The sequence below is a fragment of the Streptomyces sp. TRM64462 genome (assembly GCF_013362995.1).
In the GTDB taxonomy this organism is placed as follows: domain Bacteria; phylum Actinomycetota; class Actinomycetes; order Streptomycetales; family Streptomycetaceae; genus Streptomyces.
In genome coordinates this window covers 23,281-37,664 of sequence record NZ_JABWDV010000326.1, presented here as the reverse complement: position 1 = coordinate 37,664, position 14,384 = coordinate 23,281, and the positions used below count along the sequence as shown (strand labels likewise).

The window sequence follows — 14,384 nt, the reverse complement described above, 5'->3', positions numbered from 1 at the left end:
GTCTGGACACGTTCATGAGCGCACCTCCGTGATCGGTCCGACACGCGCTGTCATGGCCCCGCACGCTAACGCGCGGACCCTTCCTCCAGTACATACCGACCGGTTAGTCTGGTGACTCCTGTGGCAGTGGTTCCCGAAGGAGAGGGCGGTCAGCCGATGAGTCCGACGCGTACGGTGCAGGGTCAGGGAGTCGTCGTCACCGGAGCCGGCGGCGGGATAGGCGCGGCACTCGCCCGCCGCTTCGCCGCCGAAGGCGCCCGTGTCGTCGTCAACGACCTCGACCCCGACCGCACCAAGGCCGTCGCCGCCGAGATCGGCGCCACCGCCGTCCCCGGCGACGCCTCCACGATCGTCGACGAGGCCCGTGACGCGCTCGGCGGCACCGTCGACATCTACTGTGCCAACGCCGGCCTCGCCTCGCCCGGCGACGCCTTCGCCGACGAGGCCGTCTGGGCCGCCGCCTGGGACGTCAACCTGATGGCCCACGTCCGCGCGGCCCGCGCCCTGCTGCCCGACTGGCTGGAGCACGGCAGCGGCCGCTTCGTCTCCACCGTGTCCGCCGCCGGGCTGCTCACCATGGTCGGCGCCGCCCCCTACAGCGTGACCAAGCACGGCGCGTACGCCTTCGCGGAGTGGCTCTCCCTCACCTACCGCCACCGCGGCCTGAAGGTCCACGCCATCTGCCCGCAGGGCGTCCGTACGGACATGCTCACCGCCGCGGGATCGGCCGGCGAGCTCGTCCTCGCGCCCACCGCCATCGAGCCCGAGGACGTCGCCGACGCGCTCTTCACGGGCATGGCCGAGGACCGGTTCCTGATCCTCCCGCACCCCGAGGTGGCCGGCTTCTACCGGGCACGCGCCGCCGAGCCCGAGCGCTGGCTGGGCGGCATGAACCGCGTCCAGCGGACCTGGGAGGGCACCGCGGAGTGATCCGCGGCGGGACCAGTGGGAAGATCGGTCGACGACCGGCCGACGAACACAGAGGAAATGCGAGGTGGCGGCACATGGCCAGGACGACGGACGGGAGCGGCACCACACCCGTCCCCAGGAGGCTGCTGGCCGCCGCCACGCGCCTCTTCGCCGAACGCGGCTACGACCGCACATCCGTGCAGGAGATCGTCGAGGCGGCAGGGGTCACCAAGGGCGCCCTGTACCACTACTTCGGCTCCAAGGAGGACCTCCTGCACGAGGTCTACGCGCGCGTGCTGCGCCTCCAGCAGGAGCGCCTCGACGCCTTCGCGAACGCCGACGCGCCCGTCGAGCAGCGGCTCCGCGACGCCGCGGCCGACGTGGTCGTCACGACCATCGAGAACCTCGACGACGCGTCGATCTTCTTCCGCTCGATGCACCACCTGAGCCCCGAGAAGAACAAGCAGGTACGCGCCGAGCGGCGCCGCTACCACGAACGCTTCCGCGCGCTCATCGAGGAGGGCCAGCAGGCCGGCGTCTTCTCCACGGCGACCCCGGCCGACCTGGTGGTCGACTACCACTTCGGCTCGGTGCACCACCTGTCGACCTGGTACCGCCCCGACGGCCCGCTCAGCCCGCAGCAGGTGGCCGACCATCTGGCGGACCTGCTGCTGCGCTCACTGCGGCCGTAGGGTGCCTGGACTCTTGCCGGGCCGGTCTTCGGCTGGGGGTCCGGGGGTTATCCCCCGGGAATGACACAGCGCCCGCAGCAGGTGGCCGACCATCTGGCGGACCTGCTGCTGCGCTCCCTGCGGCCGTAAGGCGCGGCGGCGCTCCCCGTGCGGGGACGGCGTACGGCACGAGGACAGGACGACACAGCGCCCCCGGCGGGAACCTCCGCCGGGGGCGCCGTCTCGTCCTGTCCGTCAGGCGTGCCGCCCGAGCTCCCGCCGGGCGAGGGACCGCTGGTGCACCTCGTCCGGCCCGTCCGCGAGCCGCAGCGTCCGCGCCGCCGCCCACAGCTCCGCCAGCGGGAAGTCCTGGCTGACCCCGCCGGCCCCGTGCAGCTGCACCGCCTGGTCCAGGATGTCCACGACGGTCCGGGGCGTGGCGATCTTGATGGCCTGGATCTCGGTGTGGGCGCCCTTGTTGCCGACCGTGTCCATCAGCCACGCGGTCTTCAGCACCAGCAGCCGCAGCTGCTCCACCGCGACCCGGGCGTCCGCGATCCACGCCTGCACCTGCCCCTGCGCGGCCAGCGGCTTCCCGAAGGCCGTACGGGACACGGCGCGGCGGCACATCAGCTCGATGGCCCGCTCGGCCATGCCGATCAGCCGCATGCAGTGGTGGATCCGCCCGGGGCCGAGCCGCGCCTGGGCGATCGCGAAGCCCCCGCCCTCCTCGCCGACCAGGTTCGCCACCGGCACCCGCGCCCCGTCGAACACGACCTCGGCGTGCCCGCCGTGGTAGTGGTCCTCGTACCCGTACACGCGCATGGCGCGGCGCACCTCGACACCGGGCGTGTCGCGCGGCACGAGCACCATGGACTGCTGCCGCCGGATGTCGTCGCCGTCCGGATCGGTCTTCCCCATGACGATGAAGATCCGGCAGTCGGGGTTCATGGCCCCGGAGATGTACCACTTCCGCCCGGTGATGACGTAGTCGTCGCCGTCCCGCTCGATGCGGGTCTCGATGTTCGTGGCGTCGGATGAGGCGACCTCCGGCTCGGTCATGGCGAACGCGGACCGGATCTCGCCGGCCAGCAGCGGCTCCAGCCACCGCTTCCGCTGCTCGGCGCTGCCGAACTGGGCGAGCACCTCCATGTTCCCGGTGTCGGGCGCCGCGCAGTTCAGGGCGGTCGGTGCCAGTTGCGGCGACCGGCCGGTGATCTCGGCGAGCGGCGCGTACTGGAGGTTGGTGAGCCCCGCCCCGTACTCCTCGTCGGGAAGGCTGTGTTGGTTTGTGAAGAACAGGTTCCACAGCCCCTGCCGCCTGGCCTCCGCCTTCAGGTCCTCCACGACCTGCGGGGTGTCCCAGGGCGAGGCCAGCTTGGCCCGCTGCTCCTCGGCCACGGCCTCCGCCGGGTGGACGAACTCCTCCATGAAGGCGAGCAGCCGCCCCCGCAGCTCCTCCGTGCGTGCGTCGAATGCGAAGTCCATACGGGATCAGCCTTCCTGAAGGGTCGTCAGACCGTGCTCGATGAAGACGGGCACCAGCTCGCCGATCCGGTCGAAGCCGGCGCCGACGGTCTGCCCGAGCGTGTACCGGTAGTGGATGCCCTCCAGGATCACGGCGAGCTTGAACCAGGCGAACGCCGTGTACCAGGCGAGGGACGAGACGTCACGCCCGGACCGGACGGCGTACCGCTCGATCAGCTCGGCCGGCGCCGGGTGGCCGGGGGCGGTGGCGGTCGTGCTGACGGGGGAGTCGGGCACCCGGAGCGGGGTGCTGTACATCACCAGCAGGCCGAGGTCGGTGAGCGGATCGCCGAGCGTGGACATCTCCCAGTCGAGTACGGCGGTGATCCGGTCGTCGTCGCCGTCGATGAGGACGTTGTCGAGCCGGAAGTCGCCGTGGACGACGGTCGGCGCCGGCGAACGGGGGAGTTCCCGGCCGAGCCCGGCCTGCAGCTCGTCGATCCCGTCGAGCGGGCGGCCCCGGGAGGCGTCCAGCTGCTTGCCCCAGCGGCGCAGCTGCCGGTCCAGGAACCCGTCGGGCCGCCCGAAGTCCGCGAGCCCGACGGCGTCCGGATCGACGGCGTGCAGCTCGACGAGCGTGTCGACGAGCCCGAGCACGGCCCCGCGGGTCCGGCCCGGGCCCAGCGCGCCGAGCTGCTCGGCGGTCCGGTACGGCGTCCCGGCCACGTGCTCCATGACGTAGAACGGCGCGCCGAGCACCGCCTCGTCCTCGCACAGCAGCACCGGCTCGGGCACCGGCACCGGCGTCGGGTGCAGCGCGCTGACGACCCGGTGCTCCCGCTTCATGTCGTGCGCGGTCGCCAGTACGTGCCCCAGCGGCGGCCGCCGCACCACCCACCGCCCGGCGCCGTCCGTCACGACGTACGTCAGGTTGGACCGCCCGCCCTCGATCAGCCGGGCCTCCAGCGGCCCCCCGACCAGCCCGGGCCGCTCCCGTTCCAGCAGTTCACGCAGCCGGACGGGGTCGAGTCCTGGCGGCGGGGCAGAGCTCATGATGCGCACCTCCGAGGGGGGTGGGAACACTGACCCCCGCATCATGACCGACCAGTCGGTATGTCGTCCACCCCCGCCTCCTCGCGGGCGCCGCCGGTTCCGCTATGGGCGGTGCGCCTTACGCCGGTTCCTTGGTGGGCATACGTTCTCCCCCAAGGACTTCGTCCAGGGAGGTACCCCCACCCCCAAGCACTTCGTGCAGGGGGACCCCCAGGGCGATGGGGGTTCCCCCTGCGCGAGCGAAGCCGAGAGCTTGGGGGAGGGTGGGCACAGCGGAACCGGCCGCCCGCACTCCGTCCCGCCCGCCCCAGGACGCCAAACGTGCCGGGCGCAGGGGCGCGGGGCCCGGTGAGGCCCCGCGCTCCGGACGCTCAGGCGTGGCACGCCACCGGTGCGCCGCCGTTCATCGCCGCCATGTCCCCGAACACCGCCCCCACCTCCAGCGGAGCCCCCTCCTCCAACCCCTCCAGCTCCGCATAGGCCCGATGCACATTGGCCACCAGCCGCTCGCTCTCCCGCAGCTCCCCGAACTCCCCGAGATCCGCCCCCCGTGCCACCTCCAGCGGCGTCAGCCCCTTCGCGTGCCCCGCCTCCGCGACCTCGGCGACGAACCGCAGGTACCGCTCCGTCGCGTCGTACACCGACGGATCCGCGACCGGCCCGTGCCCCGGCACCACCACCTCCGCGTCCAGCGACCGCAGCACGTCCAGCGCCCGCAGCGACCCCCGCAGTGACCCGGTCGCGAGGAACGGCGTACCCCCGTGGAAGATCAGGTCGCCCGTGAACACCACCCCGCGCTCCGGCAGGTGCACGATCGTGTCGCCCGCGGTGTGCGCCACGCCCGGGTGGATCAGCCGCACCTCCGTACCGCCCGCGTGCAGCGTCATCCGGTCGCTGTACGTCACCGACGGCGCCGTCACGCGGATGTCCCCGAAGTCCGTCTGCGGCCAGATGAGATGGAGCTGCCGCCCCGCCGCCAGCACCTCCCGCCGGCACGCCTCGTGCCCCACCACCACCGCATCGGGCAGGAACACCGAGTTGCCGTACGTGTGGTCCCCGTGGTGGTGGGTGTTGACCACCGTGCGGGGCGGCGCGGCGCCCTCCGCCAGCAGCGCGTCCCGCAGCGCCAGCGCGCGCCGCTCGGTCGCGGTGGTGTCGATCAGGACGGTCTCCGTCGCGTCGCCGACGAACCCGGCGTTGTTGAGGCACCAGCCGCCGTCGGGCTGGACGTAGGCGTACACGCCGGAAGCGAGCTGGACGGTGTAAGGATCGGTCGCGGGCACCGGTCATCCCCCCGAGTCAGGGCCGAACTGGACATGCAGAGCGTGCCAGTTGACGCTGCCTCGGGAAACGCCGGGTCCTCCATCCGGGTCCGCCGGGCCGCCCGTCAGCGGCGCGGAACCGGCGGGATCAGTGGTCGTCCCAGTGTCCGTCGTGCGCCGCGTGCCGGTGCCCGTCGTGCAGGTAGTCGAGATGGTCGCCGTGCGCGACGGCCGGGTGCCCGCAGTTGTCGCCGTGCTCGTGCGCGTGGCCGCTGTGCGCGATGTGCTCGCCCGGCTCGCACTCGTCCCAGTGCCCGGAGTGCTCGCGGTGCAGATGCCCGTCGTGGGAGTAGTCCACGTGGTCGCCGTGGACCACGGACTGGTGGCCGCAGGCGGGACCGTGGGCGTGCGTGTGTGCCGGATGTTCCTGGTGCAGGACCGTCATGCCGAGCCTCACTCTCGCGAGGGCCTGTAGATCTTCCCGTACATCCCTAGATTAATCCCATTTGCCCGATTGATCACCCGGGGTTGCGGGGGCGCCTGACCCGCCGGAGGGTCGGACTATGAAGGCGATCAGTTACCGCCGCTACGGCGGACCCGAGGTACTGGAGTTCGGCGAGCTCCCCGACCCGAAGGTGGGCCCGGACAAGGTCCTGGTCAAGGTGCGGGCCGCCGCCGTGAACCCGGTCGACTGGAAGTGCCAGGCCGGCTACATGGACACGGTCCTCGACACCGTCTTCCCCGTGATCCCGGGCTGGGACGTCTCCGGGGTCGTCGTGCAGCCGGGCGTCGCGGTTCCCGAGTTCGCCGTGGGCGACGAGGTGATGGGCTACGTGCGCGAGGACGTCCTGTGCCACGGCACGTTCGCCGAGTACGTGGCCGCGCCGGTCCGCACCCTCGCCCGCAAGCCCCGCGACCTGGGCTTCGAGGAGTCGGCGGCGCTGCCGCTGGTGGGCCTCACCGCGTACCAGGTGCTGACCCGGGCCCTGCGCGTCCGCGAGGGCGACACGCTCCTGGTGCACGCGGCGGCGGGCGGCGTCGGCGCGATGGCGGTCCAGATCGCCCGGCACCTGGGCGCCCGCGTGATCGGCGCCGTACGGGAGGCGGGCACGGACCGCGTCCGCGCGCTGGGCGCCGAACCCGTCGTGTACGGCGACCGGCTCGCCGCCCGGGTCCGCGCCCTGGCGCCCGGCGGTGTGGACGCGGCGTTCGACACCGTGGGCGGCCAGATCCTCAAGGACTCCGCGCACGTGCTGGCCCCGGACGGCCGGCTCGCCTCCATCGCGGACGGGGAGGTCATCGGCATGGGCGGCCAGTACGTCTTCGTCCGCCCCGATGCGGCCGACCTCACGGCCCTGGCGGAGCTGGCGGAACAGGGGGTTCTGACCGTACGGGTCGCGAAGACCTATCCGCTGGAGGAGGCCGCCGACGCGCAGCGCGCCAACATGGAGGGCGGCCTCCAGGGCAAGGTGGTGGTCACGGTCGGCTGAGGCGACGGGCGCCCGGCGCCCGGCGGCGAGGCCTCCGACCTCAAGGACGCACACCGCCCCGGCGCGTCACCGCCCTCACCGCCCTCACCACACCACCGCCACCGCGAACGCCGCCAGCGCCACCGTGCACCCCACCGCCGCGACCGCACCCGCCGGGCCCAGCGGCGCGGGCCGCGCCGAGTCCAGCGCACGGATACGCCGCTGCGCCAGGCCCAGGAACGCCAGCCACACCAGCAGCGACAGTGCCGCCCCCAGCAGCCCGGCGGCCGACGGCCCGTCGTGCACGGCCTGCCGCGCGGCCAGCACGGCGGCCACGGTGCACGACAGCGTCGTACGGCGCCACGCCAGCCGCGTGCGCTCCGGCTGGAGCCCCGGATCCCGCACGCCCCCGCCGACCGGAGCCGTCACGCCTTCCCCCTGCCACCCGGCGCACCCGGCGCACCCGGTCCGTCCGGTCCACCCGGCGCACCCGGTCCGTCCGGTCCACCCGCCACCCGGTCCACCGGCCCACCCGTCACCCGGTCCACCCGAACAGCACGACCAGCACCATCGCCACGGCCACCAGCCCCACCGCGACGCCCAGCAGCGCGGGGAAGCGGCTCACCGGCAGGTCCTCACCGCGCCGCATCGCCCGCTCGCACCGCACCCAGTGGTTCACGGCCCGCAGCGCGCACAGCGCACCGGCCGCGAGCAGCGCCAGCGCCATCCCGACCCGCACGCCCCACCGCAGGTCCGGCAGGAACTGGTCCACCGCGAACCCGCCACCCACCAGCGCGAGCCCGGTCCGCAGCCACGCGAGGAAGGTGCGCTCGTTGGCGAGCGAGAACCGGTAGTCGGGCGTCTGCCCCTCCTCCCGTACGCGCTGCGGCGCGAACCACAGCCGCACCCCGCGCACACTCCGCCCGAACTCGCTCACAAACGCACCCTAACCGGCCCCCCTCAGCCCCGCGCTCCCGTCCCCGGCACACGCCCGCCCCGCAGCCGCTCCCACGCCGCCACCCCGTCCGGTACGAACTCCCACTCCCGCAGCCGCGCCTCCAGCTCCGCCTCCGGCAGGAACGCGTGCCACGCCACCTCCTCGACCTGCGGCGAGACCGGCAGGGTGCACCGCACCTCGTACACGCGGGACCACCACGACCCCCGCCCGCCCGGCCCGTCGTCGTACAGGAACGTCAGCACCGGCACCGGCTGCGGCAGCCCGCGCACCCCCAGCTCCTCCTCCGCCTCGCGCAGCGCGGCCGCGTCGTACGACTCGCCCGCGCCCACGACGCCGCCGACGAACATGTCGTACAGGGAGGGGAAGACGAGCTTCGTGGCGGTCCGCCGGTGCACGAACACCCGCCCCTCGGCGTCCCGGGCCAGGACGAACACGCACCGGTGGCGCAGCCCGCGCGCGTACACCTCGCCGCGCGGCAGTTGTCCGACGACCCGGTCCGCCTCGTCGACGACGTCCAACAGCTCTTCGGCGGGCGACGAAGGCACAGTGCTCATCACGGGTCGTTCCCCAATCGGTGCGAAAGGTTGACGTGTTACTGCGGCGTACGGAAGATCGGACCACTTGAGTCCCGATCGAGTCCCGAGCATCCCGCTCCCGGAAGGACGGCTCCCCATGGCGTACGACGCCGATGTCATTGTGATCGGTGCGGGCCTCGCCGGTCTCGTCGCCACCGCCGAGCTGGTCGACGCCGGGCGCAGCGTCATCCTGGTCGACCAGGAGCCGGAGCAGTCCCTGGGCGGCCAGGCCCACTGGTCGTTCGGCGGCCTGTTCCTCGTCGACTCGCCCGAGCAGCGCCGTATGCGCGTCCGCGACAGCCACGACCTGGCCCTCCAGGACTGGCTCGGCACGGCCGGCTTCGACCGCCCGGAGGACCACTGGCCCCGCACATGGGCCGAGGCGTACGTCGACTTCGCCGCAGGCGAGAAGCGGGCCTGGCTGCACCGCCAGGGCGTCCGCTTCTTCCCGGTCGTCGGCTGGGCCGAGCGCGGCGGCTACGACGCCACGGGCCACGGCAACTCGGTGCCCCGCTTCCACATCACGTGGGGTACGGGCCCCGGCCTCGTCGCCCCGTTCGAGCGGCGGGTGCGGGCGGGTGTCGCGCGGGGCCTCGTCCAGCTGCGGTTCCGGCACCGCGTGACCGCCCTGGGCCGCACCGCGGGCACGGTCGACACCGTGAGTGGCGAGATCCTGGAGCCGTCCGACGCCGAGCGCGGCGCGGCCAGCAGCCGCGAGGTGACGGGCGCGTTCGAGTACCGCGCCCAGGCGGTCGTCGTCACGTCCGGCGGTATCGGCGGCAACCACGACCTGGTCCGCGCCCAGTGGCCCGAGCGCCTCGGCACCCCGCCGAAGCGCCTGCTCTCCGGCGTGCCCGCCCATGTCGACGGGCTGATGCTCGGCATCGCGGAGGCGGCCGGCGCCCACCACATCAACCGCGACCGCATGTGGCACTACACCGAGGGCATCGAGAACTGGAACCCCGTCTGGGCCCGCCACGGCATCCGCATCCTGCCCGGACCGTCCTCGCTCTGGCTGGACGCCCGCGGCCGCCGCCTCCCGGTCCCGCTGTTCCCCGGCTTCGACACACTCGGCACGCTCGAACACATCATGAAGTCCGGCTACGAGCACACCTGGTTCATCCTCGACCAGAGGATCATCGGCAAGGAGTTCGCCCTCAGCGGCTCCGAACAGAACCCGGACCTGACGGGCAAGTCGGTACGCGACGTCCTGGACCGCGCCCGCACCGACGTTCCGGCCCCCGTGAAGGCCTTCATGGACAAGGGCGCCGACTTCGTCGTCGAACAGGATCTGTCCGCCCTGGTCCGCGGCATGAACGCGCTCACCGACGAGCCCCTGATCGACGAGGCCGCGCTCCGCCGCGAGATCGTCGCCCGCGACCGCGCCATCGCCAACCCGTTCACGAAGGACCTCCAGGTGACGGCGATCCGCGGCGCCCGCAAATACCTGGGCGACCGCCTGATCCGCACCGCCGCCCCGCACCGCATCCTCGACCCCAAGGCCGGCCCGCTCATCGCCGTACGCCTCAACATCCTCACCCGCAAGTCGCTGGGCGGCCTGGAGACGGACCTGTCGTCCCGCGTGCTGACCGCCGGCGGCGACCCGCTCCCCGGCGTCTACGCGGCAGGCGAAGCGGCCGGCTTCGGCGGCGGTGGCGTCCACGGCTACCGCTCCCTGGAAGGCACCTTCCTCGGCGGCTGCCTCTTCTCCGGCCGCGCCGCCGGACGGGCGGCGGCCAGGGCGGTCGCCTGACGGTCAGTCCGGGACAGGCGTCGCCTGGTGGTAGTCAATCCGCCAGGGCGCGCCGGAGTCCTCGTCCGAGCGCCGCCACAGGGAGCTGCGCAGGGCGTGGCGGCCGGCGATGCGGGTCTCGTACGTGAGGTGGACGAGGTTTGGGGCCAGCAGCGTGCCCGTCATCCCGGACGGTTCGTAGCGGGGCCCGCCGTCCGTGGCGCCGGGCTTGTCCGGCAGCTCCGCCAGCATCTCGTCCCGCGTCCAGAACCGCCCGGACGCGCCGACCTCCGTGAACTCCGGGTCCAGCAGCCGCCCCGCCTCCGCCCGTGAGCGGCGTACGGCCGGGTCCAGCAGCCGCAGTTCGCCCGCGACCGCCGCCGCCACCGGGTCCGGCAGCTCCACCACCCGGAAGCGTTCGGCCACGACCCGCGTCGTGTCATCGACCGTGAAGTGCGGGTCGCCCAGCGCCTCGCGCATCGCGGCGCCGTGCCAGAACCGCTCGTGCGCGGCCCGCCACTCGGCGACCGAACGGTGCCCCTCGCCCTCGTCCAGGACGTGCCGCAGGTCCACGGCGCCGAGCGGCAGCACCCGTACCTCCGTCACCTCCAGCACCGCGACCGGGCGCCCGGCCGAGTCGACCAGCGCCGACCGCTCGCCCGGCACGGGCAGGGGCTCGCCCTCCGCCTCGTACTCGGCAGCGAGGCCGATCGTCGACACCTTCGCCCCCGTCAGCACGGCGGCCACCAGCCGGTCGCGCAGGGGGCCGGGGAAGGCCAGCTCGTACGGCTTGAGGGAGGCGAGGTGGTCCGGATGCGTCATGCGCGGGAGTCTCACACAGACGCCCGCCGGGCGCCCCGCGATTACGGAGCAGGCCCGGCGAAGTGATGCCGGGAGCACCGGCGGCAGCGGCTTCCCCGGCGCCGCCCCCGCCCTACCGCCCTACCCGTCCGCCGGCCGCCGCAGCGCCGCCACCGCCCGGTCGGCGATCTCCTCCGGCGTACCGGACACGTCGACGGCGACGCCCGCCTCGTCGTCGCCGAGCGGCTGCAGCGTCGCGAACTGCGAGTCGAGCAGCGCCCTGGGCATGAAGTGGCCCCGCCGCGCGGCCATCCGCTCCTCGATCAGCGCCCGGTCCCCCGTCAGGTGCAGGAACACGACGCCGGGCGCGGCCGCCCGCAGCCGGTCCCGGTACGCGCGCTTCAGCGCCGAGCTGCTCACCACCCCGCCGAGCCCGGCACGCCCACGGGCCCACCGCCCGATCGCGTCGAGCCAGGGCCACCGGTCCGTGTCGTCCAGCGGGACGCCGGCCGACATCTTGGCGACGTTCGCCGCGGGGTGGAAGTCGTCGCCCTCCGCGTACGGCACGCCGAGCCGCTCGGCGACCAGCGGCCCGATGGTGCTCTTGCCGGTCCCGGCGACCCCCATCACCACGACGACCGGGGCTTTCTCCATGGGTGACTGCCTCACTGTCCTGCCGGCGGCTCTGCGTGACATCGGGACACCGAGCCTATGAGGTACGCCGTTTCCGTTGAACACCCGTTGAACACCCGGGACGTGGACCGTAGTTAACCCGTGCGTAACCTCAAAGCCACCTCAGATTTGCCGATTGTCTTCCTTTCCGTGACATGGGCCACAGCCAACCTCCCGTCACGGCTGTGACGATGTGCCGTCAGCCCAGACCGCCGCGGTGACCACCCCACATCCCCGGCGGCCAGGCGGCGTACCGACCTTCTCCCTCACAAAGGCGAACAACTCCATGAGCGACCGCACGCTGTCTGCGGCCACGACGAGCCCCGGCGACGCCACCACCCCGGCGCCCCAGGGCAGCCCCCATGTCGACGCCGGTGACGCCGGCTACAGCAAGGACCTCAAGTCCCGGCACGTCAACATGATCGCCATCGGCGGCGCGATCGGCACCGGCCTCTTCCTCGGCGCGGGCGGCCGCCTCGCGGGCGCGGGCCCCTCCCTCGCCCTCGCCTACGCGGTCTGCGGCGTCTTCGCCTTCTTCGTCGTCCGGGCCCTCGGCGAACTCGTCCTCTACCGCCCGTCCTCCGGCGCCTTCGTCAGCTACGCCCGCGAGTTCATGGGCGAGAAGGGCGCGTACACGGCCGGCTGGCTCTACTTCCTCAACTGGTCGACCACCGCCGTGGCGGACATCACCGCCGCCGCCACCTACGCTCACTTCTGGGCCATGTTCAGCGACGTCCCGCAGTGGATCCTCGCCCTGATCGCCCTCGCGCTCGTGCTCGCCGCCAACCTGATCTCGGTGAAGTACTTCGGCGAGATGGAGTTCTGGTTCGCCATCGTCAAGGTCGCCGCCCTGGTGATCTTCATGGGCGTCGGCATCTTCCTGATCGCGACCTCCCACGACGTCGGCGGCCACACCCCGGGTCTGCACACCATCACCGACAACGGCGGCGTCCTCCCGCTCGGCATGCTGCCGCTGCTCCTGGTCGTCCAGGGCGTCGTCTTCGCGTACGCCTCCGTCGAACTGTGCGGCGTGGCCGCCGGCGAGACCGCGAACCCCGAGAAGATCATGCCGAAGGCGATCAACTCGATCATGTGGCGCGTGGGTCTCTTCTACGTCGGCTCGGTCATCCTCCTCGCCCTGCTCCTCCCGTACACCTCGTACTCGGCGGACCAGAGCCCCTTCGTCACCGTCTTCGACAAGCTCGGCGTCCCGGGCGCGGCCGGCGTGATGAACCTCGTCGTCCTCACGGCCGCCCTCTCCAGTCTCAACTCCGGCCTGTACTCCACCGGCCGCATCCTCCGCTCGATGGCGATGGCCGGGTCCGCGCCGAAGTTCACGGCGCTGATGAACAAGGGCCAGGTCCCGTACGGCGGCATCCTCCTCACCGCCGCGTTCGGCGTCCTCGGCGTCGGCCTCAACTACGTCATGCCGGGCGAGGCGTTCGAGCTCGTCCTCAACTTCGCCTCCATCGGCATCCTCGGCACCTGGGGCATGATCATGCTCTGCTCGCTGCTGTTCTGGTGGCGCGCGAAGGAGGGCAAGGTCGTCCGTCCGCACTACCGCCTCCCGTGGGCGCCCTACACGCAGCTCGTCACCCTGGCGTTCCTCGCCTCGGTGCTGTTCCTGATGTGGTGGGGCGGCGGCGTGGGCCGCACCACGGTGGCCTGCGTACCGGTCATCGCGGCGCTGCTGGTGGGCGGCTGGTTCCTGGTCCGCAAGCGGGTCCTGGCCCTCACCCGAGAGCACTGAGCCGCAACCGGCTCTCGAACCGCCGTACGGCCCCGGTGAACGGGTCGGGGAACTCCAGCGCCCGCGCGAGCAGCTGCAACGGCCGCTGGAAGTCCTCCGGCCCGTCGTCGAGCACGACGGGGTACAGCGGATCGCCCACGAGGGGAACCTCCAGCGCGTTCATATGAACGCGCAGCTGATGGGTCCGGCCGGTCTCGGGAACCAGCCGGTACCGCCCGAGGCCGCCCCGCCGCTCCACGAGCTCCACCCGGCTCTCGCTGTTCGGCTCGGCGCCCGGCACCTCGTACGCGGCGAGGACCCCGCGCTCCTTGACGATATGGCTCCGCACGGTGACGGGCAGCGCGAGCCCCGGATTGTACGGCGCGACGGCCTCGTACTCCTTGCGCACCCGCCGGTCACGGAACAGCGTCTGGTACGCCCCCCGGTCCTCGGCCCGTACGACCAACAGCACGAGCCCGGCGGTCAGCCGGTCCAGCCGGTGCGCGGCCTGCAGCTCCGGCATCCCCAGGTCCCGCCGCAGCCGCGCGACGACGGTCTCGGCCACATGCCGCCCACGGGGCGTGGTGGCGAGGAAGTGCGGCTTGTCGACGACGACGATCCGCTCGTCCCGGTGGACGATCCCCACCTCGAACGGCACGGTCTCCTCACCGGGCAGGTCCCGATGGAACCAGATGTACCGCCCGGCGGTGTACGGCTCGTCAGGCACGACAGGCCGCCCGTCCACGCCGACGAACTCGCCGCCGGCGAACATCGCGTCGACCCGCTCCACCCCGACGACCCGCCCGTACCGCGCGACGAGATGATCCCGCACCGTCCCCCAGACACCCTCAGGATCCGCGGGCAACCGCACCCGCACAGCATCGACCCCACCCCGCTGCCCCAACGGCGCCCCCGGCACCTTCACCCCACGACGTCCCACCTCACAAGCGTAACGACCCACCACTGCGCGCGGACTCCCCTGCCGGCCTCGCCGGTTCCGGCAGAGCGCAACGCCCGGCCGGACCGCCGCTTCCCCCGCGGGCGTGCGCAGGGCCGGACCGCCGGTTCCTTGTGGGCAGGCGTTCC

General features: G+C 72.9%; 14 protein-coding genes and 2 pseudogenes. 5 read left to right on the top strand and 11 right to left on the bottom strand.

From position 1 onward, the window contains the following. Positions 1–156 precede the first annotated feature (156 nt). Both HTZ82_RS16485 and HTZ82_RS16480 read left to right on the top strand, forming a co-directional pair. Positions 157–930, top strand: coding sequence for an SDR family oxidoreductase (locus HTZ82_RS16485; protein WP_175410146.1), 774 nt, complete (start codon positions 157–159; stop codon positions 928–930). A gap of 74 nt (positions 931–1,004) precedes the next feature. Then, the gene (locus tag HTZ82_RS16480) at positions 1,005–1,601 is read left to right on the top strand and encodes a TetR/AcrR family transcriptional regulator (protein ID WP_175410145.1); all 597 of its coding nucleotides are present in this window, start codon (positions 1,005–1,007) and stop codon (positions 1,599–1,601) included. Between the two features lie 234 nt (positions 1,602–1,835). On the opposite strand, the gene HTZ82_RS16475 is transcribed toward HTZ82_RS16480, so the two are convergent. The 4 genes from HTZ82_RS16475 to HTZ82_RS16460 form a co-directional block, all read right to left on the bottom strand. After that, a complete protein-coding gene (locus HTZ82_RS16475) occupies positions 1,836–3,068 on the bottom strand; it encodes an acyl-CoA dehydrogenase family protein (protein WP_175410144.1) in 1,233 nt (410 codons plus the stop codon). A 6-nt stretch (positions 3,069–3,074) separates the two neighbouring features. After that, positions 3,075–4,100 carry a phosphotransferase family protein gene (locus HTZ82_RS16470; protein ID WP_175410143.1) on the bottom strand — a complete coding sequence of 342 codons (1,026 nt, stop codon included), beginning with the start codon at positions 4,098–4,100 and terminating at the stop codon, positions 3,075–3,077. Positions 4,101–4,471: 371 nt separating this feature from the next. Then, positions 4,472–5,383 (bottom strand): MBL fold metallo-hydrolase, encoded by a 912-nt coding sequence (locus HTZ82_RS16465; RefSeq protein WP_175410142.1) that lies wholly within the window; start codon positions 5,381–5,383, stop codon positions 4,472–4,474. Between the two features lie 127 nt (positions 5,384–5,510). Further along, the gene (locus HTZ82_RS16460; RefSeq protein ID WP_175410141.1) at positions 5,511–5,807 is read right to left on the bottom strand and encodes a hypothetical protein; all 297 of its coding nucleotides are present in this window, start codon (positions 5,805–5,807) and stop codon (positions 5,511–5,513) included. A 118-nt stretch (positions 5,808–5,925) separates the two neighbouring features. Here HTZ82_RS16460 and HTZ82_RS16455 point away from each other — a divergent pair, with 118 nt between their 5' ends. After that, entirely contained in the window at positions 5,926–6,852 is a 927-nt protein-coding gene (locus HTZ82_RS16455) for an NADP-dependent oxidoreductase (RefSeq protein ID WP_175410140.1), read from the top strand. 84 nt (positions 6,853–6,936) lie between these two features. On the opposite strand, the gene HTZ82_RS16450 is transcribed toward HTZ82_RS16455, so the two are convergent. The 3 genes from HTZ82_RS16450 to HTZ82_RS16440 all read right to left on the bottom strand — a co-directional run bounded on the left by HTZ82_RS16450 (position 6,937) and on the right by HTZ82_RS16440 (position 8,343). After that, entirely contained in the window at positions 6,937–7,260 is a 324-nt protein-coding gene (locus tag HTZ82_RS16450) for a DUF202 domain-containing protein (RefSeq protein ID WP_175410139.1), read from the bottom strand. A gap of 106 nt (positions 7,261–7,366) precedes the next feature. Continuing rightward, positions 7,367–7,768 (bottom strand): DUF202 domain-containing protein, encoded by a 402-nt coding sequence (locus tag HTZ82_RS16445; RefSeq protein WP_175410138.1) that lies wholly within the window; start codon positions 7,766–7,768, stop codon positions 7,367–7,369. A 23-nt stretch (positions 7,769–7,791) separates the two neighbouring features. Next, the gene (locus tag HTZ82_RS16440; protein WP_175410137.1) at positions 7,792–8,343 is read right to left on the bottom strand and encodes an NUDIX domain-containing protein; all 552 of its coding nucleotides are present in this window, start codon (positions 8,341–8,343) and stop codon (positions 7,792–7,794) included. Between the two features lie 118 nt (positions 8,344–8,461). Here HTZ82_RS16440 and HTZ82_RS16435 point away from each other — a divergent pair, with 118 nt between their 5' ends. Further along, on the top strand, positions 8,462–10,117 hold the full coding sequence (locus HTZ82_RS16435; RefSeq protein ID WP_175410136.1) for an FAD-binding dehydrogenase: 1,656 nt from the start codon (positions 8,462–8,464) through the stop codon (positions 10,115–10,117). A gap of 3 nt (positions 10,118–10,120) precedes the next feature. Here the strand turns inward: HTZ82_RS16435 and HTZ82_RS32320 are convergent. The 3 genes and pseudogenes from HTZ82_RS32320 to HTZ82_RS16425 form a co-directional block, all read right to left on the bottom strand. Further along, a pseudogene (locus tag HTZ82_RS32320) lies at positions 10,121–10,450 on the bottom strand (DUF4440 domain-containing protein); the annotation flags it as partial. Between the two features lie 45 nt (positions 10,451–10,495). After that, a pseudogene (locus HTZ82_RS32315) lies at positions 10,496–10,918 on the bottom strand (ASCH domain-containing protein); the annotation flags it as partial. 120 nt (positions 10,919–11,038) lie between these two features. Next, positions 11,039–11,551, bottom strand: a complete 513-nt coding sequence (locus HTZ82_RS16425; protein ID WP_175410134.1) for a gluconokinase — start codon at positions 11,549–11,551, stop codon at positions 11,039–11,041. Between the two features lie 304 nt (positions 11,552–11,855). Here HTZ82_RS16425 and HTZ82_RS16420 point away from each other — a divergent pair, with 304 nt between their 5' ends. Then, on the top strand, positions 11,856–13,319 hold the full coding sequence (locus HTZ82_RS16420; RefSeq protein ID WP_175410133.1) for an amino acid permease: 1,464 nt from the start codon (positions 11,856–11,858) through the stop codon (positions 13,317–13,319). Here HTZ82_RS16420 and HTZ82_RS16415 read toward each other — a convergent pair. Beyond that, entirely contained in the window at positions 13,303–14,130 is an 828-nt protein-coding gene (locus HTZ82_RS16415) for a pseudouridine synthase (protein WP_375540827.1), read from the bottom strand. The genes HTZ82_RS16420 and HTZ82_RS16415 overlap by 17 nt on opposite strands. Positions 14,131–14,384: the final 254 nt, after the last annotated feature.

What these genes read in the sequence shown, in the direction of transcription:
- HTZ82_RS16440 (WP_175410137.1), bottom strand. Translation starts at nt 8,343, where the DNA reads ATGAGCACTGTGCCTTCGTCGCCCGCCGAAGAGCTGTTGGACGTCGTC.
- HTZ82_RS16475 (WP_175410144.1), bottom strand. Translation starts at nt 3,068, where the DNA reads ATGGACTTCGCATTCGACGCACGCACGGAGGAGCTGCGGGGGCGGCTG.
- HTZ82_RS16455 (WP_175410140.1), top strand. Translation starts at nt 5,926, where the DNA reads ATGAAGGCGATCAGTTACCGCCGCTACGGCGGACCCGAGGTACTGGAG.
- HTZ82_RS16420 (WP_175410133.1), top strand. Translation starts at nt 11,856, where the DNA reads ATGAGCGACCGCACGCTGTCTGCGGCCACGACGAGCCCCGGCGACGCC.
- HTZ82_RS16470 (WP_175410143.1), bottom strand. Translation starts at nt 4,100, where the DNA reads ATGAGCTCTGCCCCGCCGCCAGGACTCGACCCCGTCCGGCTGCGTGAA.
- HTZ82_RS16460 (WP_175410141.1), bottom strand. Translation starts at nt 5,807, where the DNA reads ATGACGGTCCTGCACCAGGAACATCCGGCACACACGCACGCCCACGGT.
- HTZ82_RS16480 (WP_175410145.1), top strand. Translation starts at nt 1,005, where the DNA reads ATGGCCAGGACGACGGACGGGAGCGGCACCACACCCGTCCCCAGGAGG.
- HTZ82_RS16485 (WP_175410146.1), top strand. Translation starts at nt 157, where the DNA reads ATGAGTCCGACGCGTACGGTGCAGGGTCAGGGAGTCGTCGTCACCGGA.
- HTZ82_RS16435 (WP_175410136.1), top strand. Translation starts at nt 8,462, where the DNA reads ATGGCGTACGACGCCGATGTCATTGTGATCGGTGCGGGCCTCGCCGGT.
- HTZ82_RS16425 (WP_175410134.1), bottom strand. Translation starts at nt 11,551, where the DNA reads ATGGAGAAAGCCCCGGTCGTCGTGGTGATGGGGGTCGCCGGGACCGGC.